Raw genomic sequence first — 16,736 nt, 5'->3', positions numbered from 1 at the left:
TGCCATATCCATTTTTAGAGGGGCTTCATTTTTAAAAAATTAAAAGCAGAACAATTTCAGTAATGGTTCTGCTACAGGATTTAAGGAGTATTCAGCTTGGTATTGTTTCTAGTCGATCAACATGATCAACCCATTGTATCGTTAATAGATTCGGAAGTGTCGACAGTTCATGATGGATCTGAATATATTTTTTGCACTTCACTGTCGCAACACACTCAATAATAGAATGTTGATCTTCAATCAATATTTTATAGCTGCCTACGTTCGGTAACGAATAATTTGGTAGTAGACCATTCTTCTGACTATATTTCGTTTTATAAAAGCGGCCCAATAGCCTTGGTAATTCACTAAGCTTTCGTTCTGTTAAATACCTCCGAATCAAGGTCGAACTGATCTTTTGATCCTTCCACTTTAGTTCTTCGACAACAGATAGGCCTACTTGCTGGATTGCTGCATAGGTTGCCAGTGTATGAACAGTACCACGAGCTTTTGCCCCATATGTGTAATCAAAACCGCAAATGATTTCCTTAGCATTCAACCCAATAATATAATCTTCTAAAAAATCGTTCGCTTCTACCTTAGCTAATTCCTTTGTGAATTCTACGATATAAAAAACATCTACTTCAAGCCTTTCTAGTTTCTCAATCTTTTGTTCTAGTGGCTCTAAATAGGAAACTTCTTTATCCGAAAATAACACACTTTTAGGATGCGGAAAAAAAGAGAGAACCGCTAGTGATAATTTTTGTGCTTTTGCTTTTTCCTTAGCGGTTCGAATAACTTTTTGATGTCCTAAATGCACACCATCAAAATAACCAAGTGCCATCGCTACATGGGGAGCGGATTCCTTAATCTCTTGTAAATTATTCGCATTCACATAGATTACCTTCATTGCGATTCTCTCCTTTTTCTTTTATCTTGCTAGATTTTGTGCCACTTCATAAATTAAATCTTCTTGCCCACCAACTGCTTTCATTTGGCCGATTTTCATTAAAAGGTCTCGTTCGTCGATACCAAATTGTTTTGCCGCCTTTTGTGCATGCAATAAGAAGCTTGAGTACACGCCCGCATACCCTAAGGTTAAACTACCGCCAGTTATCTCTTGTGATTGTTGCATGATGGGCGCAATTACTTCATTCGCCGTGTCCATTAATGTATATAAATCAATGCCTGTTTCAAAACCGAGTTTTTCTAAAACGGCTACCATTACTTCTGTTTGTGTATTACCGGCCCCTGCACCTAATGCCCGCATGCTACCATCAATATAAGTAGCTCCAGCCTCCACTGCTGCAACTGTATTAGCCATGGCCATCGATAAATTGTTATGGGCATGAAAACCGATATCACATTTTAAAGATTGTTTCAGCGCTGTAATTCGCTCGGTTACATCTTTTGGTAACATGGCTCCAGCTGAATCTGTTACATATACGATCTCTGCTCCGTAACTTTCAAATAGTTTTGCCTGCTCTACAATTTTTTCAACAGGTGCCATATGGCTCATCATTAAGAAGCCAGCTGTTTTCAAATCCAGTTTGCGTGCTAATTCAATATGTTGGGCAGCTACATCGGCTTCTGTTACGTGCGTTGCTACACGGACCATTTTTGCCCCTAAGTTCGCTGCATTTTCCAAGTCCTGCTTTGTACCGATTCCAGGAATCAGTAATACAGCAACTTCTGAAGTGGTACATTCTGATACAGCCACTTCAATCAGTTTCAGTTCATCGGTTGCTGACAAACCATATTGCAACGAAGAACCACCCAAGCCATCTCCATGTGATACTTCAAAATAGCGCACACCTGCAGCATTTAAACCTTTTGCTGCCGCACGTACTTGTTCCTCTGTAAACATATGGCGGACAGAGTGACTTCCATCACGTAACGATACATCTAAAATATTTAATGTCATGAGATGACCTCCTCCTTCCCACGCTGTAAATGACGAGCCATTTCATTGCCGACTTGCACCGCAGCTGCCGTCATAATATCCAAATTACCCGCATAAGCCGGCAGATAGTCTGCTGCCCCATTCACTTCGACAAACACCGATACTTTCCTACCTTCGAAAATCGGTGACACTTTTAATGTATAACCTGGTACGTAAGCTTGCACTTCCGCTACCATATCGTGAATCGACTTGGTGATGGCTTCCTCATGACCTTCTTCTTCGACCAAGGCGTGGATGGTATCCCGCATAATAATTGGTGGATCAGCAGGATTCAAAATGATAATGGCCTTCCCTTTTTTCGCACCGCCTACCACTTCGATCGCTTTAGAAGTTGTACTGGTGAATTCATCGATATTTGCGCGTGTACCAGGACCCGCTGAAAGGCTTGAAATGGTCGCGACAATTTCAGCATAGTTTACGGACACTATCCGATTTATGGCATGAATCATGGGAATCGTCGCCTGACCGCCACACGTGACCATGTTCACATTCGGTTTATCGAGGTGCTCTTTTAAATTTACTGGTGGAACTGTAAATGGTCCAATTGCAGCTGGTGTTAAATCAATTACTTTTTTATTGGCAGCCGTTAATCGATCGCTATTATGCTTGTGTGCATACGCACTAGTCGCGTCATATACAATATCCACTAAATCAAGACGTTCCATGAGTCCGTCAATTCCGTTTGAAATAATTTCACACCCGCGATTCTTCGCACGCTTTAAACCATCGGAATTCGGGTCGATGCCTACCATCACACTCATTTCCAATACGGGACTGCGCTCGATTTTGTACATTAAGTCCGTTCCTATATTTCCTGATCCGATAATCCCCACTTTAAGCTTCGTCATTTTTTAACCACTCCCTTAGAAATGTTAACGCTTACTTTTCCGAGCTGGCCGAAGTCCACTTCGAATTTATCGCCTGTTTCAAAGGTAACGGCTTTTGATAGGGCTCCTGATAAGACAAACATGCCTGGCTCGATGGAGATCCCATATGTACTCACTTCATTTGCTAACCAGACCACCGCTTGGAGCGGGTTGCCTAACACGGCCGCGCTCGTTGCTTCATCTAAGAATTCACCATTTTTATGCACGGTCATCGGTATATTCGTGATGTCTTCAATATCTTCAAGTAGGGTACGTTTTTCACCTAAAATGGCACCCGCCGAAGAACCGTTGTCCGCGACTGTATCCTCGAACTTTATTTCCCAATTCGCAATCCGGCTATCGATCACTTCCACTGCTGGCACAACATAAGCCGTGGCATCGATTACATCCTGCACCGTCACGTCAGGTCCTTTTACCTCCTTGTTGAAGACAAATGCAATTTCGAATTCCACCTTTGGTTGAATGAAGGACTCAGCCATTAAACCATCCGCCTCGTCGTAAACCATCGTATCTAAAATGAAGCCGTAATCCGGCGTATATACATTCAACATTTCTTGCATCGCTTTACTTGTTAAACCAATTTTAAGCCCCTTTATTGTCGCCCCGTTATCCGTTTTTTGGCGGATTTGCGCCAATTGCACGGCATAGGCATCAGCAGCCGTAAGGTTTTCATAGGTTTCAGTTAATGGTGCAATGGGTTGTTTTGTACGTTCTGCTTCTAGCAATGCATCCGCCATCATGTGTGTACTCATTGATCAATCTCCTTTTATGAAATGACTGTTTCTACCGCATTCAGTTGATGATATTTACCACCGAAGAACAATAACGGTTTTTTATCCTCAAGGCGTAAATCAACTACTTTACCAATGAATAATGTATGGTCACCTTCTACATGTTCGGATACGACTTCACAAGCAATTTGGGCGATTGCCCCTTTTAATACCGGTAGTTCAGCTAACGTTTCGAATTCTACCGCTTCACCAGGTCTTCCCGCGAAATGACGTGAATGCTGCTCCTGATCTTCTGCTAAAATATTGACTGTATACTTCCTGGATTGTGAAACCTTCTCCAAGAATTTTGCTTTATGTCCGATAGAAATTAAGACAAGCTTAGGATCCAATGAAATTGACATGAAGCCATTTGCTGTCATTCCATGAGTTTCACCTTCGTTTTCTGTTAAAAGAACGGTTACACCTGTAGCAAACTTGCCCATTGCATCTCTAAATAAACGATCATCCATCCTAATTCCCCCATTCGTAACTGATTCATTCAATCATAAATGAGTCCATTAAAAATTAATATTGTGATTTTTATTGAAAATTCAGATAAAAACAATAAAATTCACATAAATCAAAAAAGTAATTCTCAGTGAAATTTTTTTCAAAAAAATTCAGATGTACCAATACATCCTCCCCTAAAATACATCTCATTGAGAATGTGAACTTAGTGTTTATTTTTTTAGTTGTGTCTCAAATACGAATTAGCTGCATGCTTTTTTCCCCTTGTAAATCTCTTTCTTTTCAAATAAAATTCTGTTCATGGAAGATCCATTTCCGATTTTTACCATAACTCACTATTATTTTTTCAAAAATATAATGGTGAAAGAAATGAGAGCTAACAAAAATAATGGAGGTGTGAGACTATCCTATTTGTTTTTTGAAAGCGCTATCAAACATCTGAGAGATATGAAAGTGTGATATTACCCATAATTTTTTTAGAAAAGTCGTGAAATTACGGGTGCGGAAAACAAAGGAATTTAAGGGGGATAAACTATGCGTTGGGTTGTTCTAGCATTTCTTTTCTTACTATCTGTTTTAAATTATACGGATAAATCAGTTTTAGGATTAGCCGCAGAACCAATTATGTCTGAACTGAATCTATCTTATGATCAGTTTGGTTTGGTAGGAAGTAGTTTCTTCGCTGCATATGCGGTCGGAAGTATTGTATTAGGGACATTGACGTATCGTTTCAACACAAAATATTTATTAATGATGATTGCTACTGGATGGACCATTTCATTAGCAAGCGCTTATTTTGTAGAAACGCTATCACATTTGATTTTATTACGTGTGGTCTTAGGTTTCTTCGAAGGTGGTACGCTCGGATTGTGCATCGTGCACTTAGCACGATGGTTCACTAGTTCACAACGTGGCGTCGCTGCAGCTATTATGACTTCTGGTACAACAGTTGGTACGTACTTAGCTGCACCTCTTTTAGTTAAAGGCATCACCAATTTTGGTTGGCAACATACTTTCTCATTATTAGGGGTGGCAAGCTTTGCATGGGCAATCCTCTTCTTCTTTATGAGAGACGAGCCAAAACAACCCCTCATTGAAGACGTGAAAAGTTTAGCCTCCAACAAGGAAGTACCGTTCAAGCACATTTTTAAAGTATTCTTCAACCCTTATGTATTATCAATTTTAGTTGTTGGTTTCGTATCCATGTGGATTACAACTTGGGTCCTTACATGGGCACCCACTTACTTAACACAAATCGTCGGTCTTGAGCCACAGCTCATGGGGTTGATCTTCGCTGCAATGGGCATTTCAGGAACAGTCTTTGCAATTTGTGTAGGCAAATTCACTGACTACTTATTCAAGAAAAATAAAAGCCTTATCAAATCTTATGACCGTGTATTGATTACAGTATTACTGGTTGGTGCTGCTTCTTATGCGATGACTACAATTGTCGCTTCGCCGGTTCTAGCCTGTTTATTCCTAGGGTTGGGCCTAATCATAAACACTTGCTTATTACCGTTGAATACTGCCATCAAAACATTAATTATTCCAAAAAATCTAGTAGGTAGTGTAACAGGTGTTTCGTTATCCATTTCAAGTATGGCTGGAATAATCGGCCCATGGATTACCGGGTACTTAATTACACAAGCAGGCGATGACGTTCGATCCGGCTTCAACTTAGGGGTCTTAGTCATAGTTAGTTTATATGTGATTACTGCGATTGTGTTAGTTGCCACACGTAAATTGAAAATTACAGCAACGGAAAAAGAAGATGCACGTCGTGAAGAAGAGAATATGAACTTAGGCATCGCTCCAGAACAATAAAAGTCAACAAAACATCATCCAAAAATAGACAGTAGCTCCACTCACTTCTCGAGTTGGCCTACTGTCTATTTTCTTACTTTCGTTGGGCACTCTTCATCTGGCAAATTCCTCAAAACTTAAACTCTCCGACAAAATCAAAACCTGAATAACCAATAATGTATAAGCTGCTGTGGATGCGTTTTTCAATGATATTTGCAGTTGCTCTTCAATTTGCTTTATCCGATATTGAATACCACCGATTGATAACGTCAACTCGTCCATCGTTTCTTTTAAGCGCTGGCTATTTAATAAATAGACGTAAAGCGTGTACAACAGTTCTTTTTTACGCGGATCATCAAAATCATATAATTCTTTTAACGTCTTTTTCGCCATTTCATGTAGTTGCTCCATGCTCATGTTCTTTACAATATCCCCAAGCATACCTAAATCTTCGTAGTCCGTTAGTAACTTTTCGTTTGGAAAGCGCTGTGCAACACGCGCCTCTTGTAGAGAATGTTCGAAATCTTTGAAGTTACTAAATATTCCGCTAAGCCCTATCGAATATTTATAATTGGTATTTTGCTTCTCCATCTTTTGAAAAATTTTCGTGAGTTTATTTTTCCAACCTTGCTTATCGCTATTTAGTGAGTTGAGTAGCGCAATTTCCTCTCCTAGTACAGCAAAAATACAAGGTAAATCCCATTCTTTTGCCAACTTTGACAGCTGTGTCAACTGGTCATGAATGTCGATGATGTCTTTATTTTTCTTTTTCTTTTTGACACTGATAATACCTGTAGAAAACGGCGGCTGAAATTTGAACGGTAAAAATTTATAGTACGATTCGATATCTTTAATTTTTCGATTATGGATTAAACGCTCTAATAACGAACTACGCATCCGTTGTTGCTCTTCAAACTGCGCTTCCTCATATAAAATACACAAAGCTACGACTGTGGAAATACGCTCTAAAAATATGTGGTCGTTTTCATCCATATCCTTTTCGTCAAAGTAAAAAAATGAACAAGTGGCATAATTCCTTTTGTTAATAAGAACAGGTGCCGTCAACTTCTTGAATGTTTTTCCTTTGTAATGCGAAACATTATACTTATCGTCAAAATGCGATAACTTTACCTTATCTTTTTTTATTGCTAGTTGCTGTTCTTCCGTTAAACCAAATTGGCTTAACGCATTGCCATGGATATCCTCAATCAATATCGAGATGTTCAACAGCTCAGACGCAACCTGAACAATTTCATCCATCGAATGCTTATCTGTTACTTTTTGCGTGAGCTGACTATGAAACAATGAAATGTTCTCGAGCACTTGCTTATTGTGTAAAAGTGCATCATATGTCATTTCCAGTTCAGATAAAATGTTGTCGTTTTGATAAAGGTGGATAAGCTCCTCCTCTTCCTCAAACCAATCACTCTCCAAGCGCACTTTAAACTCACAGCACGGATCCCCTTTTGCGACGCAGTTGTACTCAACGGCAATAATCGATTGACCATACTCATAGGTCAATGCACCACTTGCAAAACCACATAACATATGACAAACACATTCGTTTGATACACCATAATTTTTTAGGTGTAACGCCGCTTCGAATGATTCTACCCATTGTCCCCACGTATCATTGCATTCAACCGTGCCATCTGGATGTCGTACAATTTCCCCCATGAAGATTACATCTTTCACGTGACCTAAGCGTGAATGTCTTTTACCGACGGGATTCATCGAGTCTTTATTTTGAAGCATCTTTCTTGCTGATTCCATCCCGAACTCTTTACCAAAGCGAAATAAAAAGCCTTTTGTTTTATGAGAACCAATATTGTTAAACAAACTGTTCTTTAAAGTATGGAAGGCATTGGCCGACATTAAAATATTCTTCGTTTCGCTGGAATCAAATGCAATTTCGCTCAATAAAATCACATCCCCTTTAACTATCTATTCATCATATTACAAAAGTGAAATTTATTTTTCAATAAATTTTAAAGATTAACACTATTCTTTCAATAAAAATCAGTATAACGTTTGAAATCATTAGTAGGTATACTCAAAACAGATAAAATAACCATTCAGTTCAAGGGAGGTAGAATGATGACAATTTTTGAAGGGTTTCATAATAGTTACATATTGGCGAACGGTGTACGTACACATTATTCCTGGGCCGGAACAGAAGGCCCGGCTGTGATATTACTGCATGGCGCAGGACCTGGAGCATGCGGCGCAGCGGGTTGGCGTTTTATGTTACCAGCATTAGCAAAAGCCGGCTTCCGAGCATATGCAATAGATCAACTTTCAATGGGCTTCACGGATGCCCGCCCTCATGCATGGCCTGTAAATGGTCACCAAAGCTTAGTGGATCATGTGCATGATTTCATTGAAGCATTATGCCTCGACGAAGTATCGCTTATCGGCAATTCACAAGGTGCTTACGTGGCAGCTAAATATGCCATTGACCACCCTGAAAAAGTAAATAAAGTTGTTTACATTGGTAGTAATACCATCTATCAAGCGATGCATGAAGTACCTGAAAGAAAACTGCGGTCATTCTTAGAAGTGATAGGTTACGACTATACAGAAGAATCCCTACGTAAATTCATGTACCGTAATTCAAGTGAAGACACGGTCATTCCTGAAGAACTGATCCAACTACGTCATCAAGCGGCAACCCGCCCAGGCGTTAAAGAATCAAATCAGGCGTTCGATGCCTACTTAGCGAGGATGAACGAAGAACCAAAGCTTTGGGATCGTTACTGCATGAAAGATACATTACCAAAATTGAAAATTCCCGGCTTATTCATTTGGGGTAAACAAGACACCGTTGCACCAGTTGAGACAGGATATAAACTTGAAAAATTATTACCAAATATATCATTTGAATATATAGAAAACTGCGGTCATCAAGCACAAACGGACCAACCGGAAATCGTGAACAAACTTGTCATTGATTTTTTGGCAGTGGAAAAAGATCAAGCCATTACAGCACAATAAACTATTTATGAAAGGAATGATCAAATGGTAACAGTAGTGGACAGTAAAGGGCTTTATGAAGAAATTATGCAAAAAGCAAAGCGCATCGGTGAAGCCGCAGAATTAGAAGCAATCGAAGCAGATCAAAATTCGACTATTTCCCCTCGCATCGCGGAAATGATCCGCGAGGAAGGCATTCACCGTTTAATTTTACCGAAAGAGTTTGGTTTTCCACAACTCGATTGGCATACATTTGTTGATATGGTAAGCACAGTTGGTTACCATAACCTATCAGCTGCATGGTTAACCTACTTCTTCTCCGTGCATAACTCTTGGGTTTGCTACTATCCAAAGCACATTCGTGATGAAGTCATTAACCAAGGTGGCTTTGTAGCGGACGTATTTGCCCCCATCGGTAAATTAGAACCAGTTAATGACGGTTACATCATTTCCGGCAAATACAATTTTGTAAGCGGTATCAATTACTGTGATTGGGTTGGCGTTGGCGCAATGATGAAATTCGAAGACAACGACAAACCCGAACGTGTCGGCGTCTTATTAAAGGTTTCTGACTTGGAAGTAGTGAAAACTTGGGATTCCCTTGGTCTTCGTGGATCAGGCAGTAACACATTAATCATTGATAATGTTTTCGTTAAGCCTGATGCGATTTTACGCTTCAGTAAAATAATCGAAAAGAGCCAGCCGTCATATGAAGATTTCGATCAAGACTACTTATTCTATAACACTCCATTCTACCCAGGCTTCTATGTAGGATTCGCGGCGATGGCTGTTGGTGGTGCAGAGCGTGTGGTCGACGAGTTCGAAAAGCATACAGCCGGCCGTGTACGCTTCTCTGGAATAAATGAAAAAGATTCTCCTACGAGCCAACGCGTCCTTTCGGAGTTAAAGCTTGAAATGCTCTCCGCTAAAACTTTATTAAATGAATATATCAAGATGATGGAAATAGATAAAGGTGGTCCATACGAAGGAGCAAAGTATAAAGCAATACGTGCTAAGATTATCGAAAAGTGTACACAAATCGGTGTAAAGGCCCTACTGACTTTAGGTGGGCACGCATTATTAAAAGGTCATCCAGTAGAACTGCACACTCGTGACTTGATGGCAATCGCCACACATATTACTTCTTTATATGAAGACGGCATACTAGGCTACGGCAGACACTTATTCGGCGTTCAGACAAATATTCAAGGGTAATAAAAGCCATGGGAAAATAAAATGGATAAAGATTGAAATCCTATTTTCCTTTTCCTCTTTATTTACAAAAACAAGACTATGAGGTGAATATAAATGGAAAAATTTCTTTACGCACCGGAAATTGCAAAACTAGGACACGTAGCTTTAGTATCAGCAGATCTTGAAAAATCTTTAATGTTCTTCCGAGATACAATCGGCTTGGAAGAAACAGAAGTTGTAGATGGTGTACATTACTTACGCGCTTGGGGCGACTTCGAACACCATACATTATCCATTACAGCTGGTGAAACTTCTTACATCGATCACATTGGCTGGCGTACAAAACGTCCTGAGGATATCGCAACTTTCGCGAAATTATTAGAAGATGCTGGAACAGAAGTACGTTGGATAAAAGCAGGAGAAGAAGTGTCGCAAGGTGAGGCAATCCGCTTCGAATTACCGAGTGGTCACCGCTTTGAACTGTATTACGATATGGAAAAAACACCTGCTGATGAATCTCGTAAATCGGTGCTTAAAAACCAAACATATAAATCTTGGGCAAAAGGTGTTTCACCACGCCGCATCGACCATGTAAACTTACAAACATCTCAAGACAATGCTGTGATCGTAAAATATTTACAAGAATCATTAGGCTTCAAGCTACGTGAATATTTCGTCAATCCAGATGATGTACAAATAGCAAGTTGGTTATCCGTAACAAACTTAGTTCATGACGTGGCAATCATTTCCACACTAAGATCAAAAGAACCAAACGAAATGCATCATATCGCTTATTGGTTAGATAACTCCCAAGACTTACTACGTGCCGCTGATATTTTATGCGAGGCTGATGTACAATTCGTAGGTCCTGGTAAACATGGTATTTCTCAAGCCATGTACATTTACGTAAAAGATCCAGGAAGTGGTTTGCGTCTCGAAATCTTTACAAACAGCTATTTGATCTTTGAACCCGACTGGGAACCGGTGAAATGGACGTATGATGAATATTTAAAAAACGGCTCTGCCTACTGGGGGGACCGTCGCCGTGATGACGTAGATCGTGAAGCACAAATAAAAGAATTAGCAAATTCATAAATAATAAACCACCAGCCATTCACCATCATGAACTCTGGTGGTTCTTAAGTAATAAATGTAGATAGGAATATTACTATAGGAAAGGGTGTTACTGTTGAAAGGGATGTTAAAAGTGTTACTCTTATCTTTAATTGGCGGTTATACTTTTAGCCTGCTGCACATCCCTATTCCATGGATGCTTGGCCCAATTGTTGTCGTCATGTTAGCTCAATTTTTTTATAAAGGTCCGCTAAAATGGTCTGACCAAATGCGTGATTTAGGTATCGTAATTGTCGGTACTTCAATCGGTGTAAAATTTAACACCGATTTATTCGGCATGATGGGTTCCATTATATTTTATATGATAGCTTTGAACGCAATTTTAATCGGCGGCTCAATCGGCATCGCCTACTTAACGAGCAAATGGGGGAAAATCCCGTTGAAAGCCGCTGTACTTGGAGCGATCCCAGGCGGTTTAAGTCAAATTGTCGTATTTGCCGAGGAAGAAAAAGTGAAAGAAATTGGGGTTATTTCTTATTTCCAAGTAATTCGGCTATTATTAGTCGTTGTATCCGTACCATTTATCGTTGCTGGCCAAGTAATGAGCAAGCCATCAACTGACGCTAGGCTAACGATCGGTTTAGTACTATTAATAGCACTTGCTTGGGGTTGCTCTCATTTAATGAAACGCATCCATTTACCTGTTGCATTCTTCATCACACCCATTATATTGTTTATTACGTTGCAACTTACAACACCATTGAGCATGCCACAAGTACCTAGCATCATCATGAATATCTCACAGTTACTAATCGGCGCCTATATTGGTCTCATGCTCAAGCCACATATGATTAAGCTACCAGTACGCGTACTCCTAGGCGGTATTTTCAGTGCAATCGCACTCATTGCCTTAACAATTGGCTCAAGTTTCCTAATGTCTTATGCATTGGACACAACATTCACTACAAGTTTCCTAAGCACAGCCCCAGGTGGTTTAGATCAAATGGTATTATTAGCTGATGCGGTTCATGCAGAGGTCTCGCTTGTTTCAATGTTCCAAACGTTCAGGCTACTTTTCATCTTTATTATAATAATGCCATTGATGAAACTTTTTTATCGTTGGCGAGAAAAAAAAAAGATTATCAACAATCAAAAAAAGGATTGCCAACAATCAAGAAAGCAGTTTAGTAAAGTATTAATAAAAGCCTATTTCAGCAAATGATTATTAAGTATCTATATATCTATAGCGAAGACGCTCTGATGATGGCTTGAATGTCAGTAGAGTGTTTTTTTCGATTGATATTAATTAAAATTGAAAGTTAAACTATATAATAGTAGATACACGATATATTCAAAGGCTAATGAAGAGAGCTGAGATTGCCCGAAAAGGACAACCAGTAATATTAAATTCCCTTCCTGAGTTAGTAATCTTTCTTTTTTTCGTTCAGAAATATAAGATCCTTTATCCCTAATAATTTGTACTAAGCATACGGATTAATTTGCTCCAGCTCATCCGCATCTTCTGTAGCTTAGGATATATAAGTTTGTACTTATTTTCACGTCATCGTTTTAATTTTCAGCATCAATAAGAAGTAGAATTTTTTCTTATTTTATTCCAAACTCAACAACTCTTCCCTGCCTATCTCCATTAAGAGATAGGATCGTGACTCCCCGTTCCTATTATTCGACAAGGAGTCTTTTGGGCAATCCTATTTATATATTGAACGCTTAAAACCTAGGCGTTTATTCATCGTTATATATCATTCATTTGCGGAATTCTTCATCCAGGAAAACATTATATAGCAATCGATTCGTTCCGTTTCATATTTAGATATTCCAGCGTGTAAAGAACATTTCAGCTAATCTGGTGTGGACAAATAATTGATTTTTAAAAATAGGTATACTTGCTTCAAGACCAATCTAGAATTAGAGATTTTATTATCTGTAGAGTTAATTTTGAGGTTGCGCGGCATAGTCATTCATTTTGAACTTTACGCCAGCTAAACTTCCAATTTCTCTTCCCATTGGTTTATAATACTGTGAAAAATACCCTTCTTCAAATAAAGCTCAATCTCCATGTGGGTATCCAAACGCAATACCGTTTGGAACGAACTCTTTGCGCCATCCGGTCTTATTGCTTCAACCTTCACATGTTGAAACGGACTAAGCTGCTCGCCCAGGCCTATGATGGAATAACTCTCAAGACCAGTCAGCTTCAACGATTCATAGTTTTCGCCAGGCATAAATTGAAGAGGAACAATGCCCATCATGACCAAGTTACTTCGGTGAATGCGTTCGAAACTTTCTGCAATGACCGCCTTAACCCCGAGAAGGCAGGTCCCCTTAGCAGCCCAATCTCTTGCACTTCCCGTTCCATATTCTTTGCCGGCTAAGATGATTAGCGACGTATTTTCCCGCTGATAGCTCATGGCTGCTGAATAAATATCCATTTGCTCCCCGCTTGGGACATGGAGAGTATAACCACCTATCTTATCTATCAGTTTATTCTTTAGACTAAGATGAGCGAAGGTTCCTCTGACAAGCACCTCGTGATTTCCTCGGCGTGAACCGTAAGAATTAAAATGAACTGATTCAACGCCCTGCTCCACGAGGTACTGTCCGGCGGCACTCTCATACGGAATCTGACCGACAGGCGAAATATGGTCCGTAGTGATGGAATCACCTAGCATTAACAAGACTCTCGCTTGGTGAATATCTCCTAGTTGTTTCTCATCTATCTCCGTTTTGAAGAATGGGGATGCTTTAAAGTAAGTGGATTTCTCATCCCATCTGAAGATCGGTTGATCATCATATTCTAGACCTTGCCATCTCTCGTCGCCTCTGAACACACCTTCATAAGCATCTTTAAATAAATCCGATGAAAGCGTAGAATCCACCAGGCTAGCAATTTCCTCAGAACTTGGCCAAATATCCTTTAGATAGACCTCTTTGCCCGATGCAGATCGGCCCAACGGTTCGCACTCCATATCAATGTCCATCGTACCTGCGATGGCATAGGCAATAACTAAAGGAGGAGAGGCCAAATAGTTCGCTTTGACTAAGGCATGTATGCGTCCTTCAAAATTGCGGTTTCCACTTAATACCGCTGCAACTGTCAAATCATGATCCTGAATTGCTTTTTCAACTTCTTTATCCAGGTTACCGCTGTTGCCTACACACACTGCACAGCCGTAACCAGCATGATAAAAACCTAATTTTTCTAAATAAGGCTGCAATCCTGCTTTTTGCAAATACCCTGTGACTGCCTTCGATCCAGGTGCCAAACTCGTCTGAATTGTTTGAGGCACGGTTAAACCATACTCTACGGCTTTCTTTGCCAGGAGTCCTGCGCCGACCATATTGAAGGGATTTGATGTATTTGTACAGCTTGTTATCGCTGCAATTACGATGGAACCATCTTTCAATGGTACGCTCTCGGTATTCATACCGTCAGACTCGATAGGAGAAAGCGGTTTAGGAAAAGATTTCCTCACCGCACGAAGCGGCATTCTATCTTGCGGACGCCGTGGACCCGAAACGCTCGCTTCTACCATCTGTAAATCAAATATTAAAAGGTCGGAATAAGCCTTTCTATTCCCGCTCGGATCGCATATATGAAACAGTCCTTGTTCTTTGCAATATCGCTCCACAAGATCGACTTCCTCATCTCGCTTGCCCGTCATGCGTAAGAATTTTAACGTTTCTTCATCAACCGGAAAAAAGGCGCAAGTTGCTCCATATTCTGGCGCCATATTGGATATAGTCGCCCTATCCGGGAGTGAAAGCCTCTTCAAACTAGGACCAAAGAATTCTACGAATTTACCAACGACATTGTGCTGTCGAGGAAGCTGGGTCATCGTCAAGGCAATATCCGTCGCCGTAACTCCCTCATTCAGTTTACCAGTTATCTCGACACCCACCACTTCAGGTACTGGCATACTAACTGGGATGCCCAACATCGCCGCTTCTGCTTCAATTCCTCCAACGCCCCAACCAAGTACTCCTAAAGCATTCACCATCGTGGAATGAGAATCAGTACCGATTACCATTTCAGGATGAGCCAACCTCTCATGATCCCGATTCATTATTTGTACGACTTTGGTCAAGCATTCCAAATTGACTTGATGGATGATGCCATTCGCCGGCGGGATGACGGATAAGCCTGTAAATGATTGCTGCGCCCACTTTAAAAACTCGTACCTTTCCTGGTTGCGTTCATATTCCATATTAAGATTGTTTGAAAAAGCCGATGCTGATCCAAAATGATCAACTTGAACCGAATGATCAATTACCAAATCAACGGGAATAATAGGATTCACGTTACTAGGATTGATTCCTTCCTCCATCAATCTTTGCCGAAGTGAAACCAAGTCGACTAAGGCCGGGACACCCGATGCATCTTGCATAATAACCCGTGTGGGCACAATAGGGATTACAACCGCTTCATTGGATTCCATTCTTGAAGCTACCTGAATCAAATCCTTTTCTGTAAGTCCAAACCTGCTTTGGTTTCGCATGAGCGATTCAAGCAAAATCCTCATCGTATATGGCAAATCAAGCACGTTCACTAATCCACTTTGGTCCAATGACTGCAGACTGTTAATGCGGAATGATCCATGGCCAGTACTTAACATTTGCTGGTACACTCGTAATCCCCCATTCATCCCTAACTATGACTTAATTTTTTGTTGCCCCTCTGGGCTGGCGGATAAATCCGAACATTTTCCAGCTTTCAGAAGGAAGCTGTCCACGTATTGTGGAAGACTCTGATGTATTTCTTTGGCTGCATCCAACACCTTATTTAAGGAGACTCCGGTACAAATACCCATTTCCTCAAATCCATGAATCAAATCCTCAGAAGCAATATTGCCACTCGCGCCGGGTGCATAAGGACAACCTCCCAAACCTCCTGCGGAACTGTCAAAGTGGACTATGCCCTCCTCCCATCCAGCCACGGCATTGGCGAATGCCATACCTCTTGTATTATGTAGATGAAGAGAGAAGGTAAAGTCCGGAAATCTCTGCCTTAATTCGCGAACATTATTCTTAATTCTTAATGGATTTGCCATACCCGTTGTATCCGCCAGTGAAATTTCTTGAATGCCTAAGGAACGATACCGTTCACATATCATCACAAGACGTTCAACCGGAATTTCACCTTCATAAGGACAGCCAAACGCAACAGAAATCGATCCCGATACCTTCATACCGCTTTTTCCTGCGAGGTCAATCAGCGGTTCAAACTTCCGGATAGCCTCTTCCGTCTTGCAATTTGCATTGCTTATGCTATGGGAATCGGAAGCGGACAACATCAGCTTTGCCTTGTCCACACCCGCTGCAATTGCCCTCTCCAAACCACGGGTATTCGGAACCAATGCGCGCATCTTCACATGCTCGGAACGTTTAATTTGTTTCAATACTTCATCCGCATCTTTCAATTGCGGAATCGCTTTGGGATGGACAAAAGAGGTAACCTCGAGCTGCTTGTAGCCACAATCAATTAAGCGATTGATGATTCTGACCTTTTCTTCCGTTGGAATCCATTCACTTACGCTTTGAAAACCGTCCCTCGGACAAACCTCGGTAATCGTAACTCCTGCTTCACTCACCAACCAGAACACTCCT

Annotated in this window: 13 protein-coding genes; 5 read left to right on the top strand and 8 right to left on the bottom strand. The window is 40.6% G+C overall.

Annotated features, from left to right (window positions below; genetic code table 11):
- Positions 1 to 91: 91 nt before the first annotated feature.
- Genes ACQKL5_RS16500 through ACQKL5_RS16480 form a run of 5 tightly spaced genes read right to left on the bottom strand, consistent with a single transcriptional unit; the run spans position 92 to position 4,069 of the window.
- Positions 92 to 889 carry an adenylyltransferase/cytidyltransferase family protein gene (locus ACQKL5_RS16500; RefSeq protein WP_427609975.1) on the bottom strand — a complete coding sequence of 266 codons (798 nt, stop codon included), beginning with the start codon at positions 887 to 889 and terminating at the stop codon, positions 92 to 94.
- 21 nt (positions 890 to 910) lie between these two features.
- Positions 911 to 1,903, bottom strand: a complete 993-nt coding sequence (dmpG, locus tag ACQKL5_RS16495; RefSeq protein ID WP_427609974.1) for a 4-hydroxy-2-oxovalerate aldolase — start codon at positions 1,901 to 1,903, stop codon at positions 911 to 913.
- Positions 1,900 to 2,790: an acetaldehyde dehydrogenase (acetylating) gene (locus ACQKL5_RS16490; RefSeq protein ID WP_427609973.1), complete on the bottom strand. Its 891-nt coding sequence runs from the start codon at positions 2,788 to 2,790 to the stop codon at positions 1,900 to 1,902. Before ACQKL5_RS16490 ends, dmpG begins: the two co-directional genes overlap by 4 nt.
- Entirely contained in the window at positions 2,787 to 3,581 is a 795-nt protein-coding gene (locus tag ACQKL5_RS16485; RefSeq protein ID WP_427609972.1) for a 2-keto-4-pentenoate hydratase, read from the bottom strand. The genes ACQKL5_RS16490 and ACQKL5_RS16485 overlap by 4 nt, the downstream gene beginning before the upstream one ends.
- A gap of 14 nt (positions 3,582 to 3,595) precedes the next feature.
- Positions 3,596 to 4,069, bottom strand: a complete 474-nt coding sequence (locus ACQKL5_RS16480; protein WP_427609971.1) for a flavin reductase family protein — start codon at positions 4,067 to 4,069, stop codon at positions 3,596 to 3,598.
- A gap of 532 nt (positions 4,070 to 4,601) precedes the next feature.
- Between ACQKL5_RS16480 and ACQKL5_RS16475 the strand changes: the two genes are divergently transcribed.
- Positions 4,602 to 5,891, top strand: coding sequence for an MFS transporter (locus ACQKL5_RS16475; RefSeq protein ID WP_427609970.1), 1,290 nt, complete (start codon positions 4,602 to 4,604; stop codon positions 5,889 to 5,891).
- A 93-nt stretch (positions 5,892 to 5,984) separates the two neighbouring features.
- Here the strand turns inward: ACQKL5_RS16475 and ACQKL5_RS16470 are convergent, their stop codons facing one another.
- On the bottom strand, positions 5,985 to 7,790 hold the full coding sequence (locus ACQKL5_RS16470; RefSeq protein WP_427609969.1) for a V4R domain-containing protein: 1,806 nt from the start codon (positions 7,788 to 7,790) through the stop codon (positions 5,985 to 5,987).
- A 177-nt stretch (positions 7,791 to 7,967) separates the two neighbouring features.
- Between ACQKL5_RS16470 and ACQKL5_RS16465 the strand changes: the two genes are divergently transcribed.
- From ACQKL5_RS16465 to ACQKL5_RS16450, 4 genes are all read left to right on the top strand, one after another.
- Positions 7,968 to 8,864, top strand: coding sequence for an alpha/beta fold hydrolase (locus tag ACQKL5_RS16465; RefSeq protein WP_427609968.1), 897 nt, complete (start codon positions 7,968 to 7,970; stop codon positions 8,862 to 8,864).
- Positions 8,865 to 8,888: 24 nt separating this feature from the next.
- The gene (locus tag ACQKL5_RS16460; protein ID WP_427609967.1) at positions 8,889 to 10,058 is read left to right on the top strand and encodes an acyl-CoA dehydrogenase family protein; all 1,170 of its coding nucleotides are present in this window, start codon (positions 8,889 to 8,891) and stop codon (positions 10,056 to 10,058) included.
- Between the two features lie 93 nt (positions 10,059 to 10,151).
- Complete coding sequence (locus ACQKL5_RS16455) at positions 10,152 to 11,132, top strand: VOC family protein (protein ID WP_427609966.1); 981 nt, start codon at positions 10,152 to 10,154, stop codon at positions 11,130 to 11,132.
- Positions 11,133 to 11,217: 85 nt separating this feature from the next.
- Positions 11,218 to 12,333, top strand: coding sequence for an AbrB family transcriptional regulator (locus ACQKL5_RS16450; protein WP_427609965.1), 1,116 nt, complete (start codon positions 11,218 to 11,220; stop codon positions 12,331 to 12,333).
- A 778-nt stretch (positions 12,334 to 13,111) separates the two neighbouring features.
- On the opposite strand, the gene acnA is transcribed toward ACQKL5_RS16450, so the two are convergent.
- Both acnA and ACQKL5_RS16440 read right to left on the bottom strand, forming a co-directional pair.
- Complete coding sequence (acnA, locus tag ACQKL5_RS16445; RefSeq protein WP_427609964.1) at positions 13,112 to 15,757, bottom strand: aconitate hydratase AcnA; 2,646 nt, start codon at positions 15,755 to 15,757, stop codon at positions 13,112 to 13,114.
- Positions 15,758 to 15,781: 24 nt separating this feature from the next.
- Entirely contained in the window at positions 15,782 to 16,720 is a 939-nt protein-coding gene (locus ACQKL5_RS16440) for a hydroxymethylglutaryl-CoA lyase (protein ID WP_427609963.1), read from the bottom strand.
- Between the last annotated feature and the right edge of the window lie 16 nt (positions 16,721 to 16,736).

The sequence above is a fragment of the Peribacillus sp. NPDC097675 genome (assembly GCF_050277655.1).
In the GTDB taxonomy this organism is placed as follows: Bacteria; Bacillota; Bacilli; order Bacillales; family DSM-1321; genus Peribacillus.
Note: the sequence above shows the minus strand (reverse complement) of the source record. Positions and strands in the feature narration are given on the sequence as shown.

What these genes read in the sequence shown, in the direction of transcription:
- dmpG (WP_427609974.1), bottom strand. Translation starts at nt 1,903, where the DNA reads ATGACATTAAATATTTTAGATGTATCGTTACGTGATGGAAGTCACTCT.
- ACQKL5_RS16475 (WP_427609970.1), top strand. Translation starts at nt 4,602, where the DNA reads ATGCGTTGGGTTGTTCTAGCATTTCTTTTCTTACTATCTGTTTTAAAT.
- ACQKL5_RS16485 (WP_427609972.1), bottom strand. Translation starts at nt 3,581, where the DNA reads ATGAGTACACACATGATGGCGGATGCATTGCTAGAAGCAGAACGTACA.
- ACQKL5_RS16455 (WP_427609966.1), top strand. Translation starts at nt 10,152, where the DNA reads ATGGAAAAATTTCTTTACGCACCGGAAATTGCAAAACTAGGACACGTA.
- ACQKL5_RS16490 (WP_427609973.1), bottom strand. Translation starts at nt 2,790, where the DNA reads ATGACGAAGCTTAAAGTGGGGATTATCGGATCAGGAAATATAGGAACG.
- ACQKL5_RS16500 (WP_427609975.1), bottom strand. Translation starts at nt 889, where the DNA reads ATGAAGGTAATCTATGTGAATGCGAATAATTTACAAGAGATTAAGGAA.
- ACQKL5_RS16465 (WP_427609968.1), top strand. Translation starts at nt 7,968, where the DNA reads ATGACAATTTTTGAAGGGTTTCATAATAGTTACATATTGGCGAACGGT.
- ACQKL5_RS16460 (WP_427609967.1), top strand. Translation starts at nt 8,889, where the DNA reads ATGGTAACAGTAGTGGACAGTAAAGGGCTTTATGAAGAAATTATGCAA.
- ACQKL5_RS16480 (WP_427609971.1), bottom strand. Translation starts at nt 4,069, where the DNA reads ATGGATGATCGTTTATTTAGAGATGCAATGGGCAAGTTTGCTACAGGT.